Origin of the sequence: Paenibacillus pasadenensis (assembly GCF_002864175.1) — a bacterium.
GTDB lineage: Bacteria > Bacillota > Bacilli > Paenibacillales > Paenibacillaceae > Paenibacillus_O > Paenibacillus_O pasadenensis.
Genome location: NZ_NFEZ01000003.1, coordinates 1,066,918 through 1,092,005 on the forward strand (window position 1 = coordinate 1,066,918; position 25,088 = coordinate 1,092,005).

Here is a 25,088-nt window from a genome sequence, read left to right on the forward strand (position 1 = left end):
ATGATGATAAAAATAGTGCAAATCTCCCGTTATTCATCCGATATAACAATCAACTAGGTCATTGGACTTACATAATAAGGAAAGGGAGTTTGCTATGAGCACAACCAGTACGTATGACAAAGCGACCCATCGCATTCAAAGCAATCTGGAAACGCTGATTCGCCAGTACTTCATCGACGAGTCGACGAACACGCTTCTTCCCATCCGTGCCTACGCGGAGCTGGCTAGCGACGCGAAACGGCTGTACAAGCCGTTGACCAAAGGCGCGCTCGCCCGTCTGGCCGGCGTGCGTCCGAACGTCATCACGGAAATTTGCCATCTGCAGCGCGGCACGATCAACATCTATCATCTGAGCTCCATCGCCGATGCGCTGAAAATCCGCAACATCAACGAGATCATCGAGCTCAAGTAATCCAGCTTGTTGAATCCGCTCTCCCGACCGGGCATCGGGGGAGCTTTTTTGATTTTCCGCATAATTCGCTCGTTTCGGCATAGATGTGAGGGGTGACTTCATGCCGGCGAGCAGCGGCGGAAAGGATTTTAAAATGCCTTTTGTCAACCGATTCCTGTTGAACCAAAATGGAGCGATCACCTATACGGGTAATACGCTCGGCCTCAGCCGGTCGAACACGGTCGGAGTGCCCGGCACCGTGGACAGCATCGGCGCGTTCACGACGATCGACACCACGCAGAAATTCGGCCTTTACCCGGCCGGGACGACATCGAATTTCCAGCAGAACAGCTCGACGGCGCTGCTGAATCTTCCTGCCGGCAGCAGCGTGCTTTATGCCGAGCTCATCTGGGGCGGCATGTACATCAACAACGGCGTCAATCTCAGCTCGTTCCTGAACGATCCGGTCACCTTGACGACGCCGCTCGGATCGGCCAGCATCGCTCCGGACCCGGCGACGGCGTTCGAGGTGCTGCTGGCCAACAGCCCTCCCTATCCTCCCGGCTACGCTTACGTCCGTTCGGCCGACGTCACCTCGATCGTGCAGACGGCAGGAGCAGGCGCGTATACGACGAGCGGAGTCGTAGGCACGATCGTCGTGCCCGATCCGACGTCCAACCATGCCATGTGGACGCTCGCCGTCGCATACGCCGATCCGTCGATGCCGCTGCGCAACCTTTCGATCCGCGTCGGCGCGGCCGTCATCCTGGCGACATCGGGACCGGTCAGCACGGTCGTCACCGGCTTCGCCACTCCTTTTCAAGGTCCGCTCGACGCCAGAGCCGCGATCAGCGCCCAGGAAGGCGACGCCAACAAGACCGGCGACCAGGCCCGATTCGGGCCGACGGCCGCGACGCTGAGGACGCTGTCAGGACCGAACAACTTTGCCAACAACTTTTTCGCCTCGCAGATCAACAACGACGCCGGTCTGCTCGACACCTCCGGCACGTTCGGCACGCGCAACCAGATCAACGGCAATCCCGGATCGGACATCCCGGCAGGCCGGCAAGGCTATGACGTGACCAATGTCAGCCTGGCCGGCACGCTGCAGAACGCCCAGACCTCCGCCGTCTTGCAGCTGACGACGAGCGGAGACGGCTATCTCGTCGACTCCGTCGGCATCCAGATCGACATCACGCAGCCGATCCTGACGATCGTCAAATCAGCGTCGGCCGCAGACGCCGTCGTCGGCGACAGCATCACCTACACGCTGACCGTGCGCAATACCGGCAGCGTGACGGCAACCAACGTTCAAGTAACCGACGGCATCGACGAAACCGCCTCCTCCTTCGTGGCCGGCAGCGTCACCTTGAACGGCACGCCTCTGCCCGGCGCCGATCCGGACACCGGCGTGACCGTCGGCTCGCTCGCTCCCGGTGCCACGGCCGTCATCACGTTCAAGTACAAAGTGACGGCGGTGCCGTTCAGCGGGACGCTGGACGATCAAGGCCGCGTCGCCTATACGTATCAGCCGACGCCCGACTCGCCCGTCATCTCCACGTTCGTGCCGTCCAATATCGTGCGCATCCCCGTCTATCAGCCGATCCTTACGCTCGTCAAGAGCGGCAGTCCGTCCCTCGCTCCGCTCGGCGGCATCGTGACCTACTCGCTGCTTGTCGAAAACAGCGGCAACATCGCGGCGAACGTGACGATCGTCGATCCGATTCCGGCGGGATCGACCTATGTGCCGAACAGCGTCACCGTCCGCGGCGTCCCCGCTCCGGGCGAAAGTCCGGTCACCGGCATCGCGGTCGGTCCTGTCGGTCCAGGCGAGTCCGCCGTCGTTACGTTCGAAGTGCAGGCGACCTCCATTCCGCCGGACGGCAATCTCGTCAACCAAGCGACCGCCTCCTATACGTACCAGCCTCCGGACGGCCGCACGCTGACGGGGCGGACGCCTTCCAATACAGTCGTCATTCCGGTCGTCGCTCCGGTCAACCCGCCGATCGTGCCCGTCGAAAAATCGGCCGACGCCAGCAGCGCGATCATCGGCCAGACGGTCACATTCACCGTCTCCGTCGCCAACGAGAGCGTCGGTCCGATCGACAACGCCGTCCTGACGGACACGATTCCAAGCGGCTACGCGTTCGTGACGGGAAGCGTCGTCGTTGGCGGCGTGCCGAATCCAGCCGCGAATCCGGCTTCCGGCATCCCGCTCGGCACGCTTGCCTCCGGCGCGACAGCGACGGTGACGTTCCAGCTCCTCGTCCTTTCCGCTCCGGAGCCGCCGGTGCTGACGAACGAAGCCTCGCTCGCGTTCACGTATTTCGGCGCGCCGAACAGCTCCGCGTCCAATCCGGTCGACGTGGAGGTGCTGCAGCCGGTCATCGGCTTGACGAAGCGGGCGTCCGTCACGGTCGCCGCGGTCGGCGAGGTCGTTTCCTACTCCGTCACGGCGACCAATACGGGCAACGTCGCTGCGGCCGTCACGATTCTCGACCCGTTGAACGCCTACAGCTCCTTTGTGCCCGACACGGCGCGGGTCGACGGCATCCTCGTTCCGGGAGCCGATCCGACGACGGGCATCGCGGCCGGCACGGTCGCTCCGGGCGGAACGGTTTCCGTCAGCTACGACGTGCTGCTGACGTCATCGCCGCCGGACGGACAGTTCGACAATCAGGCTTCGGCCGCCTTCACGTTCAGCTCCCCTTCCGGCGCGACCGGCTCCGGCACGGCGTTGTCCAATCTCGTCACGATCCTGGAGACGGATCCGCAGCTCTCGGTCGTCAAGTCCGCCTCCCAGACCTATGCGCTCGTCGGGGACCGCATCACGTACACGATCGTCGTGGAGAACGTTTCCGCCGGGCCGGCGGCGAATGTCGTCGTCACCGACGACACGACGCCCGGAGCCGTCTTCGTCCCGGGCAGCCTCGCCGTGAACGGCGTGCCGTCGGCCGGGAACATCGCCGCAGGAGTCAGCCTCGGCACGCTCGCTCCCGGCCAGCAAGCCGTGCTGACGTTCGTGGAAGAGGTCGTCTCGCTGAACGAGCCCGATTACGATGTGGACGATGTCGCGACGGCCACCTTCACCTCAGGAGGCACGACGGTTGCCTCGCTCTCCAACCTCGTCGTCGTCTCGGTCGCGAATCCTTCCGTCACGGCGATCAAGCGGGCGCTGACTCCGTTCGCCTTCGTCGGCGACGAGGTGCTGTATGAGGTGGACATCACCATTACCGGCAATTACAACGCAGACATCATCTGGAGCGACCATCTCCCGGAAGGCAGCGTTTTTGTCGAGAACAGCCTTCAGCTCGACGGCGTGCCGGTGCCAGGGGCGAACACGCAGACGAGAGCCTTCGTCGGCACGGTCGAGGCGAACAGCACGGCGACCGTAACGTTCAAGCTCAAGGTCGTCTCTTTCCCTCCCGGAGGCGTGCTGGTCAACCAGGCGCGGCTCGATCTGACGTTCATCCTGCCGAATGGACGGATCTTCACGCAGACAATCACTACCAATCCGGTCACCGTGCCCGTGCTGGCGCTCGCTTCGCTGGTCAAGCGAGCCAGCGTCTCGACCGTCACGGTCGGCGGCTCCGTGCGCTTCGAGCTCGCCGTGCTCAATCCCAACACGCAGCCGATCGAAAATGTCATCGTCTACGACGCTCTGGCCGCGGGACTTCAATTCGTGCCCGGCAGCCTGACCGTCGGCGGCACGGCTCTGCCCCCCGAGCTGACGCCGTCCCGCATCCCGATCGGCGCCGTTCCAGCAGGAAGCACCGTCATCGTCGCCTTCCAGGTGCTCGCCGCGTTCGCGCCGCCGATCCCGGTCGTCGTCAACTCCGCTTCGGCCGGCTATGAGCTTCTGCTGCCGAACGGCAGCCGTCTTCCGCAGGTGGCCCTCTCCAACACCGTTCAAGTGCTGATCGAGGAAGAAGAGGAATAACGCTGCCGACCGGCTCCAGTCCGCAAAAAAGCCCCCCGGAAAACCGCGCTAGGCGCGCTTTTCCGGGGGGCTTGCCGTTTGTTTGAGTCCGAATCTAGAAGTCGAAGAGGAAATCCTCGTCGCGCAGCGGCTCGACGTTGAGCGTACGGACATAGCCGTTGCCCTTTTTGGAGAAGAAGTCATGCTGCTTCGTCCGGGTGCTGATGCCGTTGAGCACGATCGGATTGATGTCCTCGTCCTCGAAGATCGGCTCCAGGCCGAGGTTCATCATCGCCTTGTTGGCGTTGTAGCGAACGAACTTCTTGACCTCGTCCTGCAGGCCGATGCCGACGTAGAGCTCGTCCGTGTACTGCTCCTCGTTGGCATGCAGCTCGCGCAGCAGCCGGTCCAGCTCCTGCAGCGTCTCCGCCTGCTCCTGCTCGCTCAGCGACGCATGCACCTCTTGCGCGAGCACGCCCACGTACAGGCCGTGGATGCTCTCGTCGCGCAGGATCAGGTCGATGATCTCGCCGCTGCTCGTCATCTTGCCTTGGCCGGCGAGATAGAGCGGGTAGAAGAAGCCGCTGTAGAACAGGTAGCTCTCGAGCAGCACGGAAGCGGCCATCGCCATGTACAAGTCGCGCGGCGACTCGATGCTGCGGTAGTAGCCGGAGATGACGGAAGCTTTTTTTTGCAGCTGCGGATGCTTCTCCACCCAGCGGAATACGGCGTCGATCTCTTCCGTCGAAGCGAGCGTCGTAAAGATGCTGCTGTACGACTTGGCGTGGATCTGCTCCATCATGCCCATGAAGCCGAGCACCGCCTTGCGCTGAAGTCCCTCGACATGCTCGACGAGGCTCGGCATGCCGACGCCGCCCTGCACCGTATCGAGCAGCGTCAGGCCGCCCAGCACCTTCATGTACGTGTCGCGCTCCTGGTCGTTCAGGTACATCCAGCTCATCTTGTCGTCGGACAGCGGAATCTCCTCGTCCGTCCAGAACTGCATCAGGTTCTGGCTCCAGAACGTCGCTGTGAAGTCGTCGTCGGGACGGTTCCAGTTGACGGCGCGCAGCGGCGCGGCAGCGGCGGCGCCAGAGGCCGGAGCTGCCGGCGTGGCGAGATCGATCGGTTTCATGGGTGGTTCCTCCTTAAATTAGACCGCGCAGCTGACGCACTCCTCCACGCCGAGCCGGTTCGTGCGGGTGTAATAGAGGGACTTCAGTCCCTTTTTGGCCGCATACAGGTAATACCGGGCCAGCTCGCGCGTCGTCACGCTGCTGTTGACGTGCAGCACGGCGGAGATGCCTTGATCGACATGCTCCTGAATCTCGGCGATCAGGTCGATGACCTTGAACTGATCCATCGCGTAGGCCGATTTATAGTAGAAGAAGTTGTCCTGCGACAGGAACGGCATCGGATAATAGGTCGTCGAGTTCGCATAAGTGCGCGTCTCGATCGGCTCGACGATCGGCATGACGCTCGAAGTCGCGTTCTGCACGTAGGAGATGCTCTGCGTCGGCGCGATCGCCAGGCGGTACGCGTGGTACAGCCCTTGGCGGGCGACCTTGGCCTTCAGCTCCGCCCAGTCCTGCGGCGAAGGAATCTCGATGCCGGCGAACAGCTCCTTGACGCGGTCCGTCACGGGACGGTAGTCCGTCGCCAGGTAACGGTCGAAGTAGGTGCCCTTGGCATACTCCGAGCGGTCGTAGTCGCGGAAGCGCTCGTTCTTCTCGGCGGCGATGTCGGCGCTCTTGTCGAGCGAGTAGAAGTTCATCATCATGAAGAACGTGCGGACGAAGTCGCGGGCTTCCGGGCTCTCGTAGGCGATCTTCATCTTGGCCAGATAGCCGTGCAGGTTCATCGCGCCGAGGCCGACGGAGTGCATCTCCTCGTTGGCCTTGACGACGCCCGGCGCGTTGGAGACGCGGGTCATGTCGCTGACGGCCGTCAGGCCGGCGATGCCCTCCTGCACCGTCTCGCGGATCTTGCCGTGCGCCATGACGTTCGCGATGTTGAGCGAGGCCAGGTTGCAGCTGATGTCGCGGCGGATCGTATCCGGCTCGCCGAAGTCGCCGATCTCCGACGTCTCCTGCAGCTGGTAGATTTCCGTGCACAGGTTGGACATCTTGATGCTGCCGATATCCTTGAGCGCATGGAAGCGGTTCGCGTTGCTCTTGTTCATGATGTATGGATAGCCGGACTCCAGCTGGATTGTAGCGATCTTGACCAGCATGTCGCGCGCGCCCATGATGAGCTTCTTGCGGACGGCCGGGTTGGCCATCAGCTCGTCATACATCTCGTCCATGTCCATGTCGTCGAGATGCTTGCCGTACGCCTTGAACACGGAGAACGGCGCGAACACATGCAGCGGCTGGTTGTCCTCGGCGAGCTTGTAGAAGCGGTTCGGCACGATCAGTCCGATCGACAGCGTCTTCAGGCGCGTCTTCTCGTCGGCGTTGATCTTCTTGCTGTCGAGGAACTCCATGATGTCCCAGCCGAAAATGTTGTAGTACGCCGCTCCGGAGCCTTTGCGCTGGCCCATCTGGTCCGCGTAGGAGAAGGCGTCCTCCATCAGCTTGAGCACCGGCATGATGCCCTTGGCCGCGCCCTCGACGCCCTTGATCGGCTCGCCGCGTCCGCGCAGCTTGCTCAGGTTGACCGCTACGCCGCCGCCGATCTTGGACAGCTGCATGCAGGTCGAGAGGTTGTAGTTGATGGAGTTGAGCGAGTCGTCCATCTCCAGCAGGAAGCAGCTGACCATCTCGCCGCGGCGGCTCTTGCCGGCATTGAGGAACGTCGGCGTCGCCGGCTGCAGGCGCTGCTCCATCATCGACACGGCCAGCGACTTGGCGAGCTCGGCGTCGCCGCGTCCGAGATGCAGCGCCGTGATCGCGACGCGGTCCGGGTAGTGCTCGAGGAACTGGCTGCGGTCATTGCTGCGCATCGCGTAGTCCGTGTAGAACTTGGATGCCGCCATATAGGAAGGGAATTCGAACTCGAGGCTGTGCGCCAGCTCGAACACGGCGACCGCTTCCTGCTCGGAATAGTGCTTGTATACGTCCTCGTAGTAGTCGTTCTCGATCAGGTAATCGATTTTCTCCTTATGGCTCGCGAAGGAAGGGCTTTTGGCCCGGACTTCCTCCATGAACGCCGCGACGGCTTCCTTATCCTTTTCCAGCTTGAAGAATCCGTCCGCTCCGCGCTTCATGATCTCGTTGTTCAGCTCAATATGCCGCAAGGGGCTGCACCTCCCGCATGAATTGTTCGACATCCCGAGCCGTCCCCGACAGCTCGAACTTGCAGATGACCGGCACTTCGTACCGCTCCGAGACTTTGTCCGCGCTGCCGGCGAAGCAGGTTCCCCAGTTGCGGTTGCCGCTGGCCGACACGCCGCGCAGATAAGTCCGGTTCTTTTCGAGGAAGGCGTCGACCGCCGGCGGCACCTCGCCGAATCCCGTCGTATAGGTGACCAGGACGAAAGGCTCGTCCATCGTCGTCGAATCGCTGATCTGCACGGCCGGATAGCCGAGCTTGCTGACGAACTTGCGCACGTTGCCCGTGCGGGACGTGTAGGCGATGAGCATGCGGTCCACTCCTTCTCTCTTTTGTGGCTGTCTCGGGGCGAATTCGCCGGCAAAGCCCTGCTACTAGATCTAGTAGCTCCTCCAGCTGGAGAAACCAGGGCTCCGACGGCGAAGCAGCGGCCAAGGCGGCTTGCGGAAACAGCCGAAACAACCCGATCGGAGCTGTCACTCGTTGGGTGCTCTCTCCGTCCGGGCCTTGCCTAAGTTGTCGATGCATGGCTGCGCCCGTCCTGCTCTTCCCCCGCCTCTTCGGGCGGAAAGCGGCTGCCCGGACGCGTCCGGCGCTTCCGGTCCGACGCGTGCCGGGGATGCCTGCGGGCGTCCGGCTAAAGGCTATTTTTGGGACTTGACAGCCTGTCTAGTTCGTGCTTGATTATCCATATGTAGAGGCTAGGAGTTAAATTTACCTCAATATATTGTGGTTGTCAAGCCGATGGACGGGCATTACCCTCCAGATCCGGGGCTTGAAACAGGCGGTTGCCCACAGCTGTGAATAAGCAAAAAAGAGCCCGTCCGACGGGCTCTTTCTCGTTTATCCCAAGCTTATCCACAACGCTAGAGCGGGATATTTGTGGATGGGTTCTCTCCGCCCATCCGCAAAATTTTTCGTCTTCGGAACGCCTTCCGAATCCGCACCGCGGCGAACGCGATCGAGAGGATCAGAAGGAACGCAAGGTAGGCGGCGATCAGCAGCCGCAGGTCGTGGCCAGGGAAAATGAGCGAGCTGCTGATGAGCCCGAACATCCATATATGGGACAGGTTGCCGATGATCGACGACCAGAGATAGGGCAGGAGCTTGACCGGCGCGATGGCCGACATGAACGAGATGAGGTTGTTGGGCATGACCGGGATCGTGCGCAGCAGGATGACCATCCAGCCTCCGTACTCGTCGAGCGCGGCCTGATAGCGCTCGTAGCGCTCCAGACGCGCCTGGAAGCGCCGCTGCACCTTGCCGTAGAAGAAGTAGCGGAACAGCAGGTAGACGACGAGCGCGGCCACCGTGCCGGCGAGCCAGCTGGCGAGCAGGCCGCCCGCGATGCCGAGGATCGAGATATGGATGAGGATGATCGTCGCGAACGGGAAGAAGCCGAACAGCCCCTGCAGCACGGCGAGCGGAATCGTAAGCAACAGGATGGCCGGTCCGCCCAAGCCGCTCGCGGCGACGAGCGAGTCGATCCAGCCGTTCATGCGATCCAGCATGGCTCCTCCTCCTCATCCGCTCATTTTTTCAGCCGCTGCCTTTAGTAAGTGTAGTCTATTCGGACGCCTCCGCACAAATACATGGATTTCCAAGCCCGAGAAGAGCCCGACGCGCTTGCTCCTCCTCCATTCGACGGGGATGCGGGCATCCCTGTCGAGCGAAAAAAAAGAGGCCGTCCTGATCGGAAGGACGGCCGCTAGCAACAGCTCCAGGCCGTTGATGAAAAAAGCATCCAAGCCGGCTTCATCAACCCGACTTGGACGCTATTCTCAAGATCAAGCCTGCAGCGCTCCATCCCGCTCCAGAGGCGTAGCCTCCGCGGTTCGCCGCGCCTTCACCGCGAAGTACAGGCCGGTAAAGGCGAGCGCAATGGCGGCATAAATGCCGAGATAGCTCAGCTGCTCGTAGACGACCGCGACATCCCCGCTGGAGATGGCGGCCTTGAGGCCGGCGATGCTGTGCGACATCGGCAGCCACGGATGGACCGCCTGCATCCAGTCCGGCAGCAGCTCCTTGGGGAACGTGCCCGCGCTGGACGTCAGCTGCAGGATCATGATGATGACGGCCACGTAGCGGCCCACCTGATCGCCCCAGGTGACGAGCGCCTGGATGATCAGAGTAAAGGTCAGGCTCGCGGCAAACACTAAGGCGATGAACAGAGGCACGTTGCCGATGTCGAGCTTCAGCCCGTACAGCAGAATCAGCACCGCCGCCAGCGACTGGCTGACGCTCATCAGCACGTATGTCGCCGTGCGGCTGAGGAAGCGGCCGAGCCGCGTCGCATCCGCTTGGAACGAGTCGCGCGAGGAGATGACCGTCGTGAAGAACAGGCCGCCGACGAACAGCGCGATCGAGATGAAGTACGGAGCGATGCCGAGGCCGTATTTCTCGACCTTGCGGCTGTCGTCTTCCTTGATGCGGACCGGATCGGCGAACATCGACACGGTGTCGTCGCCGTCGTGGACGCTAGCGGTCTTGTCGGCCGCCTCGCCGAGCTTGCTCTGCAGCTCGCCCGAGCCGTCGACGAGCTTGAGCGTGCCGTCCTGCAGCCGGACGGCTCCGTCCTCCAGCTGAACCGCGCCGCCGGCGACGGTGCCGACGCCCTCGGCCAGCTGGCCGATGCCGCTCGTCAGCTGCGTCGCGCCGCTGCTCAGCGTCTTGGCGCCGCCGGCGACCTCGGCGCTGCCGCTCGCAGCCTCGCCCAGCTTGGCGCCGAACTGCTGCAGCCCGCCGCTCAGCTGCGTCGTGCCCGCATGCAGCTGCTTCGCGCCGGCGAGCAGCTGCTGCTGCCCCGCGCTCAGCTCGCCGCTGCCCTGCAGCAGCTGGCTCTGCGCGTCATGCAGCGAGGCCGCGCCAGCCGCCAGCTGCTGCTGGCTGTCCGCCAGCTGGCGGCCGCCAGCGCTCAGCTGCTGCTGAGCCGCGCTCAGCCGGCTGCTGCCCTCCGCCAGCTGCTTGCTCGCCGCGAGCAGCTGCTTGCCCTGCTCGGACTCCGCCAGCTGCGGGTTCGCCTGCAGCAGCGCCTCCAGTCCGGCGCTCAGCTCGGCCGCGCCGGACGACACCTTGCCGCCGGCTTCCTCCGCAGCCGCCAGCGAGTCGGCCAGCTTGGCGCTGCCGGCCGCGGACTGCTCGAGGCCGTCCGCCAGCTTGGCGCTGCCCTGCTCCGACTGCTGCAGCCCTTGCTGCAGCTTGGCCGCGCCTGTGGCGGATGCCGCCAGCCCTTGCTCGAGCTGAGCCGCTCCATTGTCGGCAGCGGCGGCGCCATCGGTCAGCTGTCCGCCCGCCTGCTGCAGCTGCGCCAGGCCGGAGGCGAGCGAGCCGCTGCCCTGGGCGAGCGTCGCCGTGCCGTCCTTGAGCTTGAGCGCCCCGCCGACGAGCGGCGACACTCCTTCCTTGAGCTTGCCGGTGCCCTCGGCAAGCTTGGCGAGATTTTCCTGGAGCGCGCGAGCGCCCTCGTCCAGCTTGCCGGCTCCGTCCTTGAGCTCCCCGGCTCCGTCCGCCGCTTCCGCGAAGCCCTCCGACACTTCCTTCACCTGAGACAGCATGCTGCGCGCATACGCCTCCGTGATGCTCGCATTCAGCTCCGCGCGGACGTCCTTCATCGCCGTCGAGCCGATCTGGCCCGCGATGAAGTTGTAGTCGCCGTTCGGCTCGAAGACGATCTCCGCCTGCTGCGGCTGATCGTCCATGAGCGTGGCGGCCTTGGCGGAAAAGTCCTTCGGAATCTTGATCGCCATATAATAGTCGTTGCCGGCGATTCCCTGCGCCGCCTGCTCCGGCGTGACGAAGCTCCAGGCGAACTTCCCGTTCTTCTTCAGCTCGTCGACGAACTCCTGGCCGACATCCATCCGCTCTCCTTCGTACACGGTGCCTTGATCCTCGTTCACGACCGCGACCGGAATCTTGTCCAGATGGCCGTACGGATCCCAGGAAGCCTCGATCAAAAAGCCGCTATATAGGATAGGAACAAACGCGACGGCGACGAAGGAGATGGCGAGCATCGGCTTCTTGAACATCGCTTTCAAGTCCTGGCCGATCGTTTTCACAGCCTTCATGGGTATTCCCTTCTCCTCTCTGACTAAAAATCTATTTTGGTCATTTGGTCAGAATCCTACTTTATCACGCTTGTTTTCAACATGCAACCGGCTCTTTTCGGCCGCCTGTCCGCTTTTTTCCCTTGAAGCGATTTCATTTCTGAAACCGGAAACGGCGGTTTACCGTATAAAAACCTTATGCTACGATCAAAATGACCAGAAGAACCATTTTCGTTCTAGAGTCATATACGGGAGGTCTGCACGTGATGTCGATCGATCGGAGAGCCGAGGTCGTCCAGGCCGCCGCCAGGTCATTCGCCTTGTTCGGCTACAAGGCGACGACGATGGACCAGGTGGCCAAGATCGCGCGCGTCGGGAAAGGAACGATCTACACCTTTTTCGACAACAAGGAGCAGCTGTTCGAAGAGATCATGAACGCGTTCGTGGAGGAGATCGTGCAGCTCGCCGAAAAGGCGGTCGACCCGGCCAAGCCGTTCGCCGAGAATCTGCACCGCGCCTTGCTCGACGTGCTCAACTTTCGACGGGAGCATGAGCTGTTCACGAGGCTGTCGCTGGAGATGAAGGAGATCGGCACGGCCGCGGCCGGCTTCGGCATCCGCATGATGGAGGAGGCGCTGCTGGAGTTCGTCGCGCGGCATGTCGAGGACGCGGTCGCCAAGGGCGAGATCAAGCCCTGCGATCCGCAGCTGACGGCGTATGTGCTGGTCAAGCTGTTCATTACGCTCGTCGTGGACTGGCCGTCCGTCTCGGGCAGGCCGTTCCAGGAGGAGGACGTCATGCGCCTGTTCGAGCTGTATTTCCTGGACGGCATCTCGCAAAAGAGCGGCTCGCCGCTTTAGGACGTATTGACTGACCCGCTCAGGGGCATCTATCACCGCCTTTTTTCCCCTCTGCTTCAAGCGCAAAAAAGCTGCCCCCGCCGTAATGGCGGAAGGCAGCTTTTTTTGACGGATCGAAAACGCTTAGCGGAACAGGCTCCGGTACTCGCCGTAGCCTTCGTCCTCCAGCTGCGACACGGGTACGAACCGGAGCGCGGCGGAGTTGATGCAGTAGCGCAGGCCGCCCTGATCCTTGGGGCCGTCGTCGAACACATGGCCCAGGTGGGAGTCGGCGCCGGCGCTGCGCACCTCGGTGCGGACCATGAAGTGGCTCGTATCCGTCTTCTCCTTGATGCTCGGCTTGGCCAGCGGCTTCGTGAAGCTCGGCCAGCCGCAGCCGGAATCGTACTTGTCGAGCGAGCTGAACAACGGCTCGCCGGAGACGATGTCGACGTAGATGCCCTCTTCCTTGTGGTCCCAGAACTCGTTTTGGAACGGCGGCTCGGTGCCGCTGTTTTGCGTCACCTCGTACTGCATCGGCGTCAGCCGGGCGCGCAGCTCGTCCTCGTTCTTGTCCATTTTCCAGTGCTCTTCGATGAACTGGTCGCGGCCGGAGCCCCTGCGGTACATCTTGTAGCGGAACGGATGCGTCTTGTGGTAGTCCTGATGGTAGTCTTCCGCCTCGTAGAAAGGAGCGGCCGGCTCGATCGTCACGACGATCGGCTTGTCGAAGCGGCCGCTTTCCTGCAGCGCGCGCTTGGATTCCTCCGCCAGCTTGCGCTGCTCCTCCGTATGGTAGAAGATGACGGGCCGGTACGAATCGCCGCGGTCGGCGAACTGTCCCAGCGCGTCGGTCGGATCGACCTGCTGCCAGTAGATATCCAGCAGCTTGCTGTACGGGAAGACATCCGGATCGTACGTGATCTGCACGGCTTCCGTATGGCCGGTGTTGCCTTCGCACACCTGATCGTAGGTCGGATTCTCCACGTGGCCGGCCGTATAGCCGGAGACGACGCGAATGATGCCCGGCAGCTCCTCGAACGGCGATACCATGCACCAGAAGCAGCCGCCGGCGAATGTCGCCAGCTGCTCGTTGTTGTTTGCCATATTGCCATCCCTCCTCAGACTTCTATTATAGCGGACGTCCGGGACCGAAGTCCAAGCCGCTACTCGCGCAGCGCGTCCTTCAGCCGCGAATGCATCGCGCCCTCCGCTCCGCCCAGCCTGCGGCGCAGCCGCTGCGCCTCCGCCGCGAGCCTCGCCGTCTCCGCCGCGAGCCGCTCGCGCTCCGCCTCGGCTGCGGCCAGCCGGCTCTCCAGCTCCGCGCAGCGCGCCCGCAGCTGCAGCAGCTCCTCCTGCGAGCCGCCCTCAGCCGAATGGTTGCCCATGCTCATGCTCTCTTGTCTCCTCTCCTTGCCGCCTCGCCGCTGCGCTCCCGATCCCTCCGTCTGGATCGTCGGAGGCGGACGCATCCGCACGGCCGCCGCCATGCGCGGGAAGGCGCAGCCGATCGTTCAAAAACCCGGCCGCCTGCCGCAGCGACTGCTCCGCTTCCGGCAGCCAGCCCGGCATCATCGCCGTAAAATCATGGATCATGCCCGCATAGCAGCGGTATTCGGCCGGCACGCCCGCGGCGCGCAGCCGCTCGGCGTACAGCCTGCCCTGGTCCCGCAGCGGATCAAGCTCCGCCGTGACGACGAGCGCCGGCGGCAGTCCGCCGAGATCCGGCGCGAGCAGCGGCGATACTTGCGGCTGCGCGCGCAGCTCCTCCGGCGCGTAGCCGTCGGCGAATTGACGCAGCAGCCGCAGCGTCAGCATGTACTGCCGGCCGTTCTGTCGCAGCGACGGCTGGCTCGCAGCCCCCGGACCGCCCCGCCCGGTCAGGTCGACCGCGGGATAAAGCAGCGCCTGCCCCCGGATCGGCGGTCCGCCGGCGTCGCGGGCGCGCAGCGCGGTCACCGCCGCGATGTTGCCGCCGGCGCTCTCGCCCGCCACGGCGAGCCGCGCCGGATCGCCGCCGAGCGAGCCTGCCTCGCGCGATGCCCAGAGCAGCGCCTCGTAGGCGTCGTCGGCTCCTTTCGGGAAGCCGTGCTCCGGCGCCAGCCGATAGCCGACCGACAGCACGAGGCAGCCGCTCAGCTGCGCCCAGGCGCGGTTGTAGCGATGCCGCAGCCGGTGGCCGCCAAGCGCGAAGCCCCCTCCGTGGTAATACAGGATGACCGGCAGCGGCTCCGCCCGGCCGCTCTCGCCCGCTTCGATCTCCGGCCGGTACCAGCGCGCCGGGATGAGGCGGCCGTCCTCCGCCTGCAGGTCGATGTCCCCCGAGTCGACCCGGCCAGACAGGCGCAGGCAGGCGACGGCATCCATCGCCCGCATGAAGGCGGCCATCCGTCCGCGCATGCCCGCGAGCGGCCGTCCGGTCATCCAAGCGCCGGCATGCACGGCCGCCAGCAGCAGCCGCAGCGGCAGCGCCAGCCGGCCGGCAGGCGGCCGCTCTTGCTCACTCTTTCCTGTCTTGGACACGCTCGATCATCTCCGTCTTGAGCTTCCACAGCTCCGGACTGAACGATACCGGATACGGCTCCGGATGCAGCTTGCGCAAATGCGGCTGGCGGAACAGCGCCAGCTGCTCCCGGTGGTAGCGCCGAATCGATTCCAGATCCGGCAGCTCGCGCACGAGACTCCCTTCGCGCAGCAGCGGCTGCAGCAGCTCCACCGGCTCGTATCGGGTCAGCACCGACTTCACGTACGGATGAGCCGGGTCGATGCGGCGGAGCGGCTCTCCGGACGGGGCCGCCTCCGCGCTCAGCGCCATGTAGTCGCCGACCGCGCAGCCCGTCGCCGGGTCGAGGAGCCGGTACACGGTCTTGGACCCCGGATTGGTCACCTTGTCGAGATTGCCCGACAGCTTGATGACCGGCTCATAGCCGGCGCCGCGGTCGATCGCCGCGAGCTTGTACACCCCGCCGAGCGAGGGCTGGTCCGCCGCCGTGATCAGCTGCGTGCCGACGCCCCACGTATCGATCGCCGCTCCTTGCGCCTTGAGGTTGAGGATGATGTTCTCGTCCAAATCGTTGGAGGCGACGATGCGCACGTCCGGGAAGCCCGCCTCGTCCAGCAGGCGCCGCGACTCCTTGGACAGGACGGCGAGGTCGCCGCTGTCGAGCCGGATCGCCTGCAGCTCCTTCCCTTTGGCGCGCAGCCGCCGAGCTACCTCGATCGCGTTCGGCACGCCGCTGCCGAGCGTATCGTAGGTGTCGACGAGCAGCGTCACGCCGTCCGGCAGCGCGTCGGCATAACGCTCGAACGCCTGCAGCTCGGACTCATGCGCCTGCACCCAGGCATGCGCGTGCGTGCCTTTGGCCGGGATGCCGAACAGCCAGCCTGCCCGCATGTTGCTCGTCGCGTCGAAGCCCGCGATGTAAGCCGCGCGCGCTCCCCATACGGCCGCGTCCAGCTCCTGGGCGCGGCGGGTGCCGAACTCCAGCAGCGCGTCGGCGCCTGCGACCTGCTTGATGCGCGACGCCTTGGTCGCGATCAGCGTCTGGTAGTTCGCCATGTTCAGGATCGCCGTCTCCACGAGCTGCGCCTCGAAGATCCGTCCCTCCACGCGCACGAGCGGCTCGTTCGGAAAGACGAGCGTGCCCTCCGGCACGGCGTCGATGCTGCCGCTGAAGCGGAACCGCCGCAGCTCCTCGATGAACTCCGGCTCGTACCGCTCCTCCTGCTCCTCCAGGTAGGCGAGCTCCTCCTCCGTGAAGCTCAGGCCGAGCATGTAGTCGGCGATCCGCTGCAGCCCGGCGAAAACGGCATAGCCGTTGCCGAACGGCAGCTTGCGGAAGTACATCTCGAACACGGCTTTGCGCTCATGCGTCCCCATGTTCCAATGGGCATACATCATATTGATTTGATATTTGTCGGTATGCAGCGCCAGCTTCGCCGTCTCCATCCGTGTCGTCCTCCTTTTCATCGGCATCCCGCGGCTCTCGGCCGCCGCAGGCACGCGCCGTCCGCGTCATAAAAGGGAAAAGCTGCGCCTCGCAGGGCGCAGCTCGTCGTTTCGTCCGTTACTCGGCCGAAGGCCGTGCCGCCGGTCCCGCCTCGATGGAGCCTGCCGGCAGCGGATCATCCGCAAGCACAGGCGCGGTTTCCAGGCGCGCTTGCGCCCGCAGTCCGTCCAGCTCCTTCTGCTGCGCCTTGAGCTGCTTCTGCAGCCTGAACGAGCGGATGATGCCGAACAGGCCCACGCTCGCGCCGCCCAGCAGCGCCGAGCCGAGAATGACGAGAATCAGCGGCAGGTTCGTCTGCGCGAACAGGAAGTTCACCTGAACGGGATCGACGTTAATGGCCGCGAAAATGGCTATCAGCAAAGCGAAGACAAGACCCGAAATAAGCAATCCCTGCGTTCTCATCGTTCAACCACCCTATCCGCATTGTATCCTTAATCAACCTTTTTTACCCCGGCCTCCCGGGGTCAAACCTTGCGCCGCGGCAGCCATACCTCGAGCAGCGAGCTGAGCTGCTCCAGATGGAGCGGCTTGGTGATATAATCGGTCGCTCCCGCCTGCAGGCACAGCTCCCGGTCCTGCGGCATCGCCTTCGCCGTGAGCGCGATGATCGGCAAGCTGCGATGCGCCTCGATGGAGCGGATTTCCCGGATCGCATCGTACCCGTCCAGCACCGGCATCATCATGTCCATCAAAATGAGATCGCAGCCGAACGCCGCCAGCGCGTCAAGGGCCTCGCGGCCGTTGGCCGCCGTCAGCACCTCGATGCCTTGCTGCTCAAGGAAGCTCGTCAGGCTGTAGACGTTGCGGATGTCGTCGTCGACGATCAGCACGCGCCGGCCTCCGTACCGGCTGCCGCGCCTCGGCGGCTCCGTCTCGGACGACGGCAGGCGGAGCCGCTCGGCAAGCATCTCCTCCAAGGAACGGCCGGCCGCCGCTTCCTCGTCCAAATAACCTGCCGCCTCCTGCAGCAAGCCGGAAGCCCGGCCGGGCTCCTCCGCGCGGACGGCCTCGCCAAGGCTCGGCAAGAGCAGCGTGAACGCGCTGCCGAGGCCCGGCTGGCTTTCGACGAAGAGGCAGCCCTGCAGCAGGCTCGCCAGCTGGCGTGAGATCGACAGGCCGAGGCCCGTGCCGCCGAACTGCCGGCTCGTCGTGCCGTCCGCCTGGCGGAACGCCTCGAAGATCAGGTCGAGCTTGGACGGATCGATGCCGACGCCCGTATCCCGAACCTCGAACGCCACGACCTGACGTCCCGCATGGGATGGCAGATGCTGCAGCACCTCCCTTTCGGTCGCCCGCGAAATCGTCACCGTCACGCCGCCCTGCTTCGTGAACTTGAACGCATTGGACAGCAGATTTTTGAGAATCTGCATCAGCCGCTGCTCGTCGCTGACGATCATGTCCGGCACGTTCAGCCTGCGGATGACGGCGTACTCGAGCCCGCTCCGCTCGGCATGCGCGCGGAAGCTCGATTGCAGCAGCGCCGGTAGCTCGCTCAGATTGAGCGGCTCGAGACTGATCTCCATCTTCCCGGCTTCGATTTTCGACAGATCCAGGATATCGTTGATCAGCACCAGCAGATCCTCGCCGGCCGTATGGATGACCTTGGCGAACTCCTCTTCCTTGGGCGACAGGTTGCCTCCCGGATTCTCCGCCAGCATCTGGGACAGGATCAGCATGCTGTTGAGCGGCGTCCGCAGCTCGTGGGACATGTTCGCCATGAACTCGTTCTTGTAGCGCGAGCTGCGCTCGAGCTCCGCCGCATACAGCGTCAGCTCCTGCTGGATGCTCTGCAGCTCCTGAGACTTCTCCTCCGACAGTCGCGCCTGCCGGATAAGCTGCTCGTTGGAGGCTTCGAGCTCCTCCTGCTGGGTCTGCAGCTCCTCCTGCTGGGTCTGCAGCTCCTCCGCCTGCTGCTGCAGCTCCTCCGTCATCGCCTGCGATTCCTGCAGCAGCGTGCGGATCTCCTCGCCCGTATGGACGCGGTGCAGCGCCAAGGCCAGCTGCTCGGCGGCCTCCAGCGCCAAGTCCTGCTCCAGCGGCGTGAACGGCTCGAAGCGGGCGGCCTCCAGCACGGCGAGCGTACGGCCTTCGTAGACCGCCGGCACGAGCAGCAGCTGCGGCGGACTCGCCTCGCCGAGGGCGGAGCCGATCTTCACGTACGATTCCGGCACGTCATACTGCCGCATCCGCTGCTCGGCGAAGCAGCGGCCGACGAGGCCTTCGCCGTGCTCGATGGCGGGCGGCAGCGCAGCCGCGCCGTCGCCGCTGCCCGTCACGGAGCAGGCGAGCTGCAGCCGGCGGCTCGGCTTGAGCGACTCGACCGCGTACAGCACCGCGAACGGCGCCCGGAGCGCTTCGGCAGCGAAGCGCAGGAACGCTTCCTGCGTCTCGGCCGCGCCGCCCGTCTGCTGCAGCGCGGAGCCGATCGCGAGCGCCTGCCGCTGCTTCCAGTCGTGGCCCTCGACCTCGTCGAGCAGCCGGTTCGTCGCGGCCGCCAGATCGGCGATCTCGTCGCGCGAGCGGATCTCGATCCGCTTGGCGAGCTGAGCCAGGTCCCTGCCGCGCGAATCCGCCATGCCGTCGATCGATTCCGTGACGCTGCCGATCGTGCGCACGATCGAGCGCGAGATCAGCCAGCCGAACAGGCCCGACAGGACGATGGAGACGAGGAACAGCGAAAGCAGCGTCGTCCGCAGCAGGCTGTTGCTCCGGTCCAGCCTTTCCAGCCGCTGCCCCGCCAGCTTATGCTCCGTCTGGCGGAACGCGTCGAAGCTGCCGCGCAGCTGGTCCATGTTCTGCTTGCCGCGGTCGATCGCGTAAAAATCGCCGACCTTCGCCTCGTCGCCGTTCTGCTTGGCCTCGATGACCGGCATCGTGATGGCGAGCCATTGCTCGATCGAGCCTCTCGCCAGCTCCAGCAGCTTGGTCTGGCTCGGATTGTCGCTCACGAGCGCCAGCAGCTCGCTGTAGTTGTTCTGCCATTGGGAGAAGCCCGAGCGGTACGGATCGAGATAAGCCTCCTCCCCGGTGATGATGAACCCCCGCTGTCCCGTTTCCATGTCGAGCAGGTTTTTCTCGATCGCGTTGGTCAGATTCATGACGGAGATGTCGTGCTCGGTCACATATTCGGTCTCCTCCTGCACCGCCGCCAGCTGCAGGAAGACGATCAGGATCGAGACGGCCAGGCAGGCCAGGATGACCGCATAGCCGGAAATGATTTTGAAGCGGATCGTGAATCGGCCCCGTCGGTCCGTCCGTCCGCTGAGATTGACTTCCATCGGATGGGCAAGCTCCTATCTGCTGCAGAGGCAAGTCGCATCTGCTTGAAAATGAAATCCGGGACGCCTCACGCGACGGGCGATTTGCCCCCGTCGATGTTGATGGCTGTCCCTGTAATATAGGAAGCCGCTCCGGAAACGAGGAACACGATCGCATTGGCGGCTTCCTCCGTGTCTCCGATCCGTCCGAGCGGAATGTCGTGGCGCGGATCGCGCGCGAACTCCTCCCACGTCTGGTCGGGGCTGGTCCGCCGCCACTGCCGCTCGATCTGGGCGCTGCGGATGAGCCCGATGCAGACGGCGTTGACCCGGATGCCGTCCGGCGCCAGGTCGCGGCTCATCGCCTTGGTCAGCGCGAGCCCCGCCGCCCGCGAGACGGATGACGGCAGCGATGCCTTCGGCGGCGTCTTGCCGCCGATCGCCGTCACGTTGACGATCGCTCCGCCGCCTGCCGCCTTGAGGGCGGGCAGGGCCGCCTGCGTCATATGCACCGCGCCGAGCAGCTTCAGGTCGAGATCGGTCTTCCACGCCGCCGGGCCGACCTCCGCGAACGGAGCGGCGGCGGCCGTGCCGGCATTGTTCACCAGGATGTCGATCACGCCGTCCCAGCGATCCGCGATGCCGCGCACCGCTGCCGCAGCCGACTCCTCCCGGGAGACATCGCCGGGCACGGCCAGCACCTCGCCGCCCGTCTCCGCGACGATGCGGGCAGCCGCATCCTCAAGCTCCTCCTTCGTCCGGGCGACGAGCGCCACCTTCGCCCCTTGGCGGGACAGCTCCAGCGCCGTCGCATAGCCGATTCCCTTGCTGCCTCCGGTCACGATCGCCTTCTTGCCTTCCAGCTTCAGCTTCACTTGCGGTTCCTCCTTCGGAATGAACTTCCTTCGCGGCCGGCTCGCGCTCGAGCCGATCCGGGGCATTTCCCGGGAAATCGACATTCGCGCTTCCTGCCGCTCAGGAAGGGCGCAACTTCACATACAGGCGGGCCCGCTCCTCCCAGATCTCTCCCGGCTCCAGGCCGAACAGTCCGATCTCCTCCGCAGGCAAGTTCGAATTCGGGGCGTTGACCAGATTGACCTGCGGCTCCGGACAGATGAACTCGCCCCTGCCGCCGTTGTTGTAGAGCATCCACTGCTTGTACGAGGTGCCGACGTCGTAGACAAGCGTCATGCCGCGCTTGCGGTCGGTCAGCTCCATCCGGTTGCGGCCCATCTGCGGCTCCGCCGTATAGTGATGATCGAGCGAGGTCCAGAACGGATCGGCTCCGGCTCCTTTCATCGCCTCTTCCTCCGGAGCGAGCTCCATGAACGCTCCCGTAGGCAGCATGCGCTCGTTCATTTCCCAGCGGCGGCCGGCCGTCAGCTTGAAGCTGTAGTCGCTCTCCTTGCTGCCGGGCGCGAACGGCACGTTCAACGTCGTATGGAAGGCGAGCAGGCAAGGCATCGGCTCGTCGCCGTCATTGCGCACCGCCACCTGCTGCGCCAGCCCGTCCGGACTCAGCGCATAGCGCAGGCGGATCGTGAAGCGGAACGGGAAGCGCCGATAGACCGGATGATCCTCGTCGATGCGGACCGCCACCGTGACGAAGCTTTCGGAGCCCTTGCTGCCGAAGCTCTCGACCTCCCATGGAATCGCATGGAGGAAGCCGTGGAGGTGGTTGTCGCGCTCTCCTTCATTGACCGGCAGCTGGTAGATCCGTCCTCGCCAAGGAAAACGGCCGTCCTCGTAGCGGTTGGGCGGAAAGAGCACCGGAATTCCCCAGACGACGGGATTCTCGCGGAAGCGGGCCAGCTCCTCCTGCGACGGCTCTCGCAAAAACCGGCAGCCGGTGATGCGGTCTTGGAAGGCGATGAGGTTGCCTCCGGTCTCGGGCAGCATGACCGCCTCATAGGCGTCCGCCCTCAGATAGATCGCCCTCTGGCCCTGGTAGATTCCTTCGAACGCACTGCTCGTTGCCATGACACGACCGCTCCTCTCTCTACTCTAGTAGTAGAGTACCATAACGTCGTCGCGATTTACTATGAAAAGAGACGGACGCCGTCCTCCCCGCAACGCGGCAATAGCCCCGAAGCCGAAGCTTCGGGGCTATTGACTGCGATCTGCGCCGAGCGCGGCAGCGGCCGGGAGACGGACTAGCGGTCGGCCGACAGGCTCGGCGCCGGCGCGGGCAGCGGCTGCTCCCGCTCCTCGCGTCCGCCCATGAACGGCCACCAGTTGGCCGCGCCGAACAGGCGCACCATGACCGGGATGAACAGCGGCAGGATCAGCACGGCATACAGGAGCAGGCCGATCAGCACGACCGTTGCGATCTGCATCAGCGACAGCACGCCGGACGGCAGCATCGCCGCGAACGTGCCGCCGAGGATGACCGCGGCCGACAGGATGACGGAGCCCATATGGCGCATCGACAGCAGGATCGCCTCCTGCGGCGGCAGATGCCGGTACTCGCGGAAGCGGTCGAGCAGGAAGATGCTGTAGTCGACGCCCAGCGCGATCAGCAGCACGAAGCTGAAGAACGGCACCGGCCAGCTGATGCCGGAGTAGTCGAGCGCCCGGCTGAAGATCGCTTCCGCCGCCGCCATCGACGTGTAGTAGGTAAGCAGCAGCGAGGCCATGATGTAGGCCGGGATGACAAGCGAGCGGAACAGCGCGATCAGGATGAGCGAGATGCCTGCCATCATGAGCACGACCGTGCGCGAGTAATCGGCCTGGGAGATGGTGTTCAGGTCATGCTGCACGCTCGTGATGCCGCCGATCGCATGCTGCGCTCCCGCGTAAGCCGTCCCCTCCAGCCCGCGCTCGATCGCGGCCTCCAGCTCGGGGATCCGGCGGAGCGTCTGCTCCTCGTACGGATTGGAGTCGAAGACGACGTCGAGCGTCGCCATCGTTCCTTGCGGCGAAAGATAGGTTGCCACCGCCTGCCGGAACGACTCGTCCTGAAGCGCCGCATCCGGCAGGTTCCAGCCGGTCAGGCTGCGGCTCGGCGACTTCGACAGCTCCGTCAGATACGACTTCGCCTCCGCGAGGCCGCCGCTCACCCGAGAGATGCCGTCGACGCTCTGGTCGAGGCCGCTCGTCAGCTGGCCGAGCTGCTCGTTCAGCTCGGCGAAGCCTTGCGACAGCTGCCGCTGTCCGCCTTGCAGCTGCTCGAAGCCGGCCGCCACCTGCGGCAGCTTTCCGATCGCCTGGCCCTGGCCGTCCGCCGCTTGCTGAATGCCCTTCTGCAGCGCGTCGAGACCTGCGGCCAGCTCGCGCAGTCCGCCGCCGAGCGCGGCCTGGCCGGCGCTTGCCTGCTCCAGGCCGCCGTTCGCCTTGCCGATGCCGGCAGCCGCTCCGGCCAGCTGGGCATTGGCCTGCTCCAGCCCCGCAGCCGCCTGCTCGGCGCCGCCCTGCAGTCCGGCGAGCGATTGGAGCGCCGCCTGGTATTGCTCGTCGGAGCCGAGCTCCGGATACTTTTCTGCGAGCGCCTCGAACGCCTGCTGCACGCCGCCCAGCCCTTGGGCAAGCTGCCGCTGGCTCGCCGCCAGCCGCTCATACGCGCCATGCAGCTGATCCAACCCGCCGGCAGCCTCGCGATAGCCTTGCAGCAGCCGGTCGCTCGCTTCAGCCAGCTGCACGGCGCTGCCCTGGGCCTGCTTCAGTCCGGCGCTGAGCTCCTTCGCTCCGACGGAGCCGTCCTGCAAGCCTTGCTGGATGCGGCGCAAGCCTTGCTCCAGCTCCTTTACGCCGCCTTGCAGCCTCGCCGTGCCTTGCTCCAGCTCGCCGGCTCCGGCCGCCGCCTTCTCCAGCTTGGGCGCGTTGGCCGCCAGGCTCGAGCTCGCCTCGGACAGCCCTTGGCCGATCCGGTCGAGCCCTTCCGTACTCTGGTCGATGCCGCTCTCGAGCGTGCCCGCCTGGGAGGCGACCTCCAGCTCCTGCAGCGGCTCGCCGGCCGGGCGCGTCGCGCTGCGCACGCTTTTGACGCCCGGCACCTTGGCCAGCTCTCGGCTGACCTGCTCCAGCGCGGCCAGCCCTTCCTTGCCGTCGAAGCTTTTATCCGCCCTCAGCACGACCGTGCTCGGCATCGAGTCGCCAGGCCCGAAGCTGTCCGAGATCAGGTTGAACGCCTTGACCGAATCGTACTTGTCGCCGATCTCTTCCATAGAGTTGAACGAAATCGCGTTGCGGTACGAGAGGAGCAGAGGCACGGCGACGACCGCCAGCACGAGCAGCGCCCAGACCGGGCGGCGCAGCGAGAAGCGGCCCATCCGCCCCCACAGCCGGCTCTCGCTATGCGAGAGCGAGCCTTTTTGCGGCCAGAACAGCGCGTTCCCGAGCACCGCCATGAAAAACGGCACGAGCGTCACGAGCGCGAGCAGGAGCACTGCCACGCCGACCGCGACGGCGACCGCCGAGCGATAGAGGCCGAATGTCGAGAACCCGATCGAGGCGAAGCCGATCAGCACGGCGAGCCCGGAGATAAGCACGGTCCGGCCGGCGTTCCGGTACGTCCGTACGATCGCTTCTGTCCGATCGAGGCCGCTCGCCAGCTCCTCCTTGTAGCGGCTGATCAGCAGGATGCAATAGTCCGTCCCGATGCCGAACAGGATCGCCACCATGAAGATCTGCGTGAACGTGGAGAGCGGGAAGCCGGCGTATTCCGCGAGGAAGGCTACGACCGACTGCGACAGCAGGTAGCTGAGCCCTACGACGACGAGCGGCACGAACGGCGCGACCGCCGAGCGGAAGACGAGGAACAGGATGACGAGAATGAACACGACCGTAATATATTCCGTCTTGGCGAGTCCTTCCATCGAGCTGCGGATCTGGTCCTCGTTGATCATCCATTCCGACGTGTAGTAGTGCTCGACCTTGATCGTCGAAGCCGCCTCGACGAGCAGGCTTTGCAGCTCCTGCGGCTCCTTGCCGTCCGCCTCGATCGAGACGAGAGCGAGCATCGTCCTGCCGTCCTTGGCGACGAGCTGATCCTCCAGCTCCTTCCGGTCGAACGGCCCCGTCACCGATGCGATGCCGAGGCTCTCCTTGCCCTTCAGCTCCGCGAGGCCGCTCCGGATCTCCTGCCGGTCGGCATCACTCAGTCCTTCGTCCCGGTGAAAGACGAGCACGGCCGACTTCTCGTCTCCGGCGTCGCCGGCCGCACGGCTCTGCGCTTCCTTCTCCTTGAGCAGCTTCGAAGCGGTCGAGGACGAATAGCCGTCCGGCACCGTGATCTGCCCCTTCTCCCGCACCAGCTGCTGCATATCCGGCGCCAGCAGCATCAAGCCTGCCGCCAGCGCGATCCATAGCGCGAGGACCGCCCACCGCCATTTCAGAATCGTTCTCATGCTCCACGCCC

Annotated in this window: 17 protein-coding genes and 1 pseudogene; 3 read left to right on the forward strand and 15 right to left on the reverse strand. The window is 64.6% G+C overall.

The window, feature by feature from the left end:
• Positions 1–94 precede the first annotated feature (94 nt).
• Both B8V81_RS25725 and B8V81_RS08290 read left to right on the forward strand, forming a co-directional pair.
• The gene (locus B8V81_RS25725; protein WP_043111142.1) at positions 95–412 is read left to right on the forward strand and encodes a hypothetical protein; all 318 of its coding nucleotides are present in this window, start codon (positions 95–97) and stop codon (positions 410–412) included.
• A 133-nt stretch (positions 413–545) separates the two neighbouring features.
• Positions 546–4,331, forward strand: a complete 3,786-nt coding sequence (locus tag B8V81_RS08290; RefSeq protein WP_101808251.1) for a DUF7507 domain-containing protein — start codon at positions 546–548, stop codon at positions 4,329–4,331.
• A gap of 94 nt (positions 4,332–4,425) precedes the next feature.
• Here B8V81_RS08290 and nrdF read toward each other — a convergent pair whose 3' ends face one another.
• From nrdF to B8V81_RS08315, 6 genes and pseudogenes are all read right to left on the reverse strand, one after another.
• Positions 4,426–5,382 carry a class 1b ribonucleoside-diphosphate reductase subunit beta gene (nrdF, locus tag B8V81_RS08295; protein ID WP_028598321.1) on the reverse strand — a complete coding sequence of 319 codons (957 nt, stop codon included), beginning with the start codon at positions 5,380–5,382 and terminating at the stop codon, positions 4,426–4,428.
• A gap of 81 nt (positions 5,383–5,463) precedes the next feature.
• On the reverse strand, positions 5,464–7,548 hold the full coding sequence (nrdE, locus tag B8V81_RS08300) for a class 1b ribonucleoside-diphosphate reductase subunit alpha (RefSeq protein WP_028598322.1): 2,085 nt from the start codon (positions 7,546–7,548) through the stop codon (positions 5,464–5,466).
• Positions 7,535–7,894 (reverse strand): class Ib ribonucleoside-diphosphate reductase assembly flavoprotein NrdI, encoded by a 360-nt coding sequence (gene nrdI, locus B8V81_RS08305; protein WP_028598323.1) that lies wholly within the window; start codon positions 7,892–7,894, stop codon positions 7,535–7,537. The genes nrdE and nrdI overlap by 14 nt, the downstream gene beginning before the upstream one ends.
• A gap of 555 nt (positions 7,895–8,449) precedes the next feature.
• Positions 8,450–9,094 (reverse strand): TVP38/TMEM64 family protein, encoded by a 645-nt coding sequence (locus tag B8V81_RS08310; RefSeq protein ID WP_228551680.1) that lies wholly within the window; start codon positions 9,092–9,094, stop codon positions 8,450–8,452.
• A 276-nt stretch (positions 9,095–9,370) separates the two neighbouring features.
• Complete coding sequence (locus B8V81_RS26255; protein ID WP_373864124.1) at positions 9,371–10,012, reverse strand: YhgE/Pip family protein; 642 nt, start codon at positions 10,010–10,012, stop codon at positions 9,371–9,373.
• A gap of 132 nt (positions 10,013–10,144) precedes the next feature.
• Positions 10,145–11,647, reverse strand: a pseudogene (locus B8V81_RS08315) (YhgE/Pip domain-containing protein); the annotation flags it as partial.
• 245 nt (positions 11,648–11,892) lie between these two features.
• Between B8V81_RS08315 and B8V81_RS08320 the strand changes: the two are divergent.
• On the forward strand, positions 11,893–12,486 hold the full coding sequence (locus tag B8V81_RS08320; protein ID WP_028598325.1) for a TetR/AcrR family transcriptional regulator: 594 nt from the start codon (positions 11,893–11,895) through the stop codon (positions 12,484–12,486).
• A 123-nt stretch (positions 12,487–12,609) separates the two neighbouring features.
• Here the strand turns inward: B8V81_RS08320 and msrB are convergent, their stop codons facing one another.
• The 9 genes from msrB to B8V81_RS08365 form a co-directional block, all read right to left on the reverse strand.
• The gene (msrB, locus tag B8V81_RS08325) at positions 12,610–13,572 is read right to left on the reverse strand and encodes a peptide-methionine (R)-S-oxide reductase MsrB (RefSeq protein WP_028598326.1); all 963 of its coding nucleotides are present in this window, start codon (positions 13,570–13,572) and stop codon (positions 12,610–12,612) included.
• A gap of 59 nt (positions 13,573–13,631) precedes the next feature.
• Complete coding sequence (locus B8V81_RS08330; RefSeq protein ID WP_146000467.1) at positions 13,632–13,859, reverse strand: hypothetical protein; 228 nt, start codon at positions 13,857–13,859, stop codon at positions 13,632–13,634.
• On the reverse strand, positions 13,834–14,988 hold the full coding sequence (locus B8V81_RS08335; RefSeq protein ID WP_101808124.1) for an alpha/beta hydrolase: 1,155 nt from the start codon (positions 14,986–14,988) through the stop codon (positions 13,834–13,836). Before B8V81_RS08335 ends, B8V81_RS08330 begins: the two co-directional genes overlap by 26 nt.
• Positions 14,966–16,414, reverse strand: coding sequence for a nicotinate phosphoribosyltransferase (locus B8V81_RS08340; RefSeq protein WP_101808125.1), 1,449 nt, complete (start codon positions 16,412–16,414; stop codon positions 14,966–14,968). Before B8V81_RS08340 ends, B8V81_RS08335 begins: the two co-directional genes overlap by 23 nt.
• 118 nt (positions 16,415–16,532) lie before the next feature.
• Positions 16,533–16,835: a LapA family protein gene (locus tag B8V81_RS08345; protein WP_342352563.1), complete on the reverse strand. Its 303-nt coding sequence runs from the start codon at positions 16,833–16,835 to the stop codon at positions 16,533–16,535.
• A 104-nt stretch (positions 16,836–16,939) separates the two neighbouring features.
• Complete coding sequence (locus B8V81_RS08350) at positions 16,940–19,753, reverse strand: CHASE3 domain-containing protein (protein ID WP_101808127.1); 2,814 nt, start codon at positions 19,751–19,753, stop codon at positions 16,940–16,942.
• A 68-nt stretch (positions 19,754–19,821) separates the two neighbouring features.
• Entirely contained in the window at positions 19,822–20,607 is a 786-nt protein-coding gene (locus B8V81_RS08355; RefSeq protein ID WP_028598331.1) for an SDR family NAD(P)-dependent oxidoreductase, read from the reverse strand.
• Between the two features lie 100 nt (positions 20,608–20,707).
• A complete protein-coding gene (locus B8V81_RS08360; protein ID WP_028598332.1) occupies positions 20,708–21,712 on the reverse strand; it encodes an aldose 1-epimerase in 1,005 nt (334 codons plus the stop codon).
• Between the two features lie 173 nt (positions 21,713–21,885).
• The gene (locus B8V81_RS08365) at positions 21,886–25,077 is read right to left on the reverse strand and encodes an efflux RND transporter permease subunit (RefSeq protein WP_101808128.1); all 3,192 of its coding nucleotides are present in this window, start codon (positions 25,075–25,077) and stop codon (positions 21,886–21,888) included.
• Positions 25,078–25,088 lie beyond the last annotated feature (11 nt).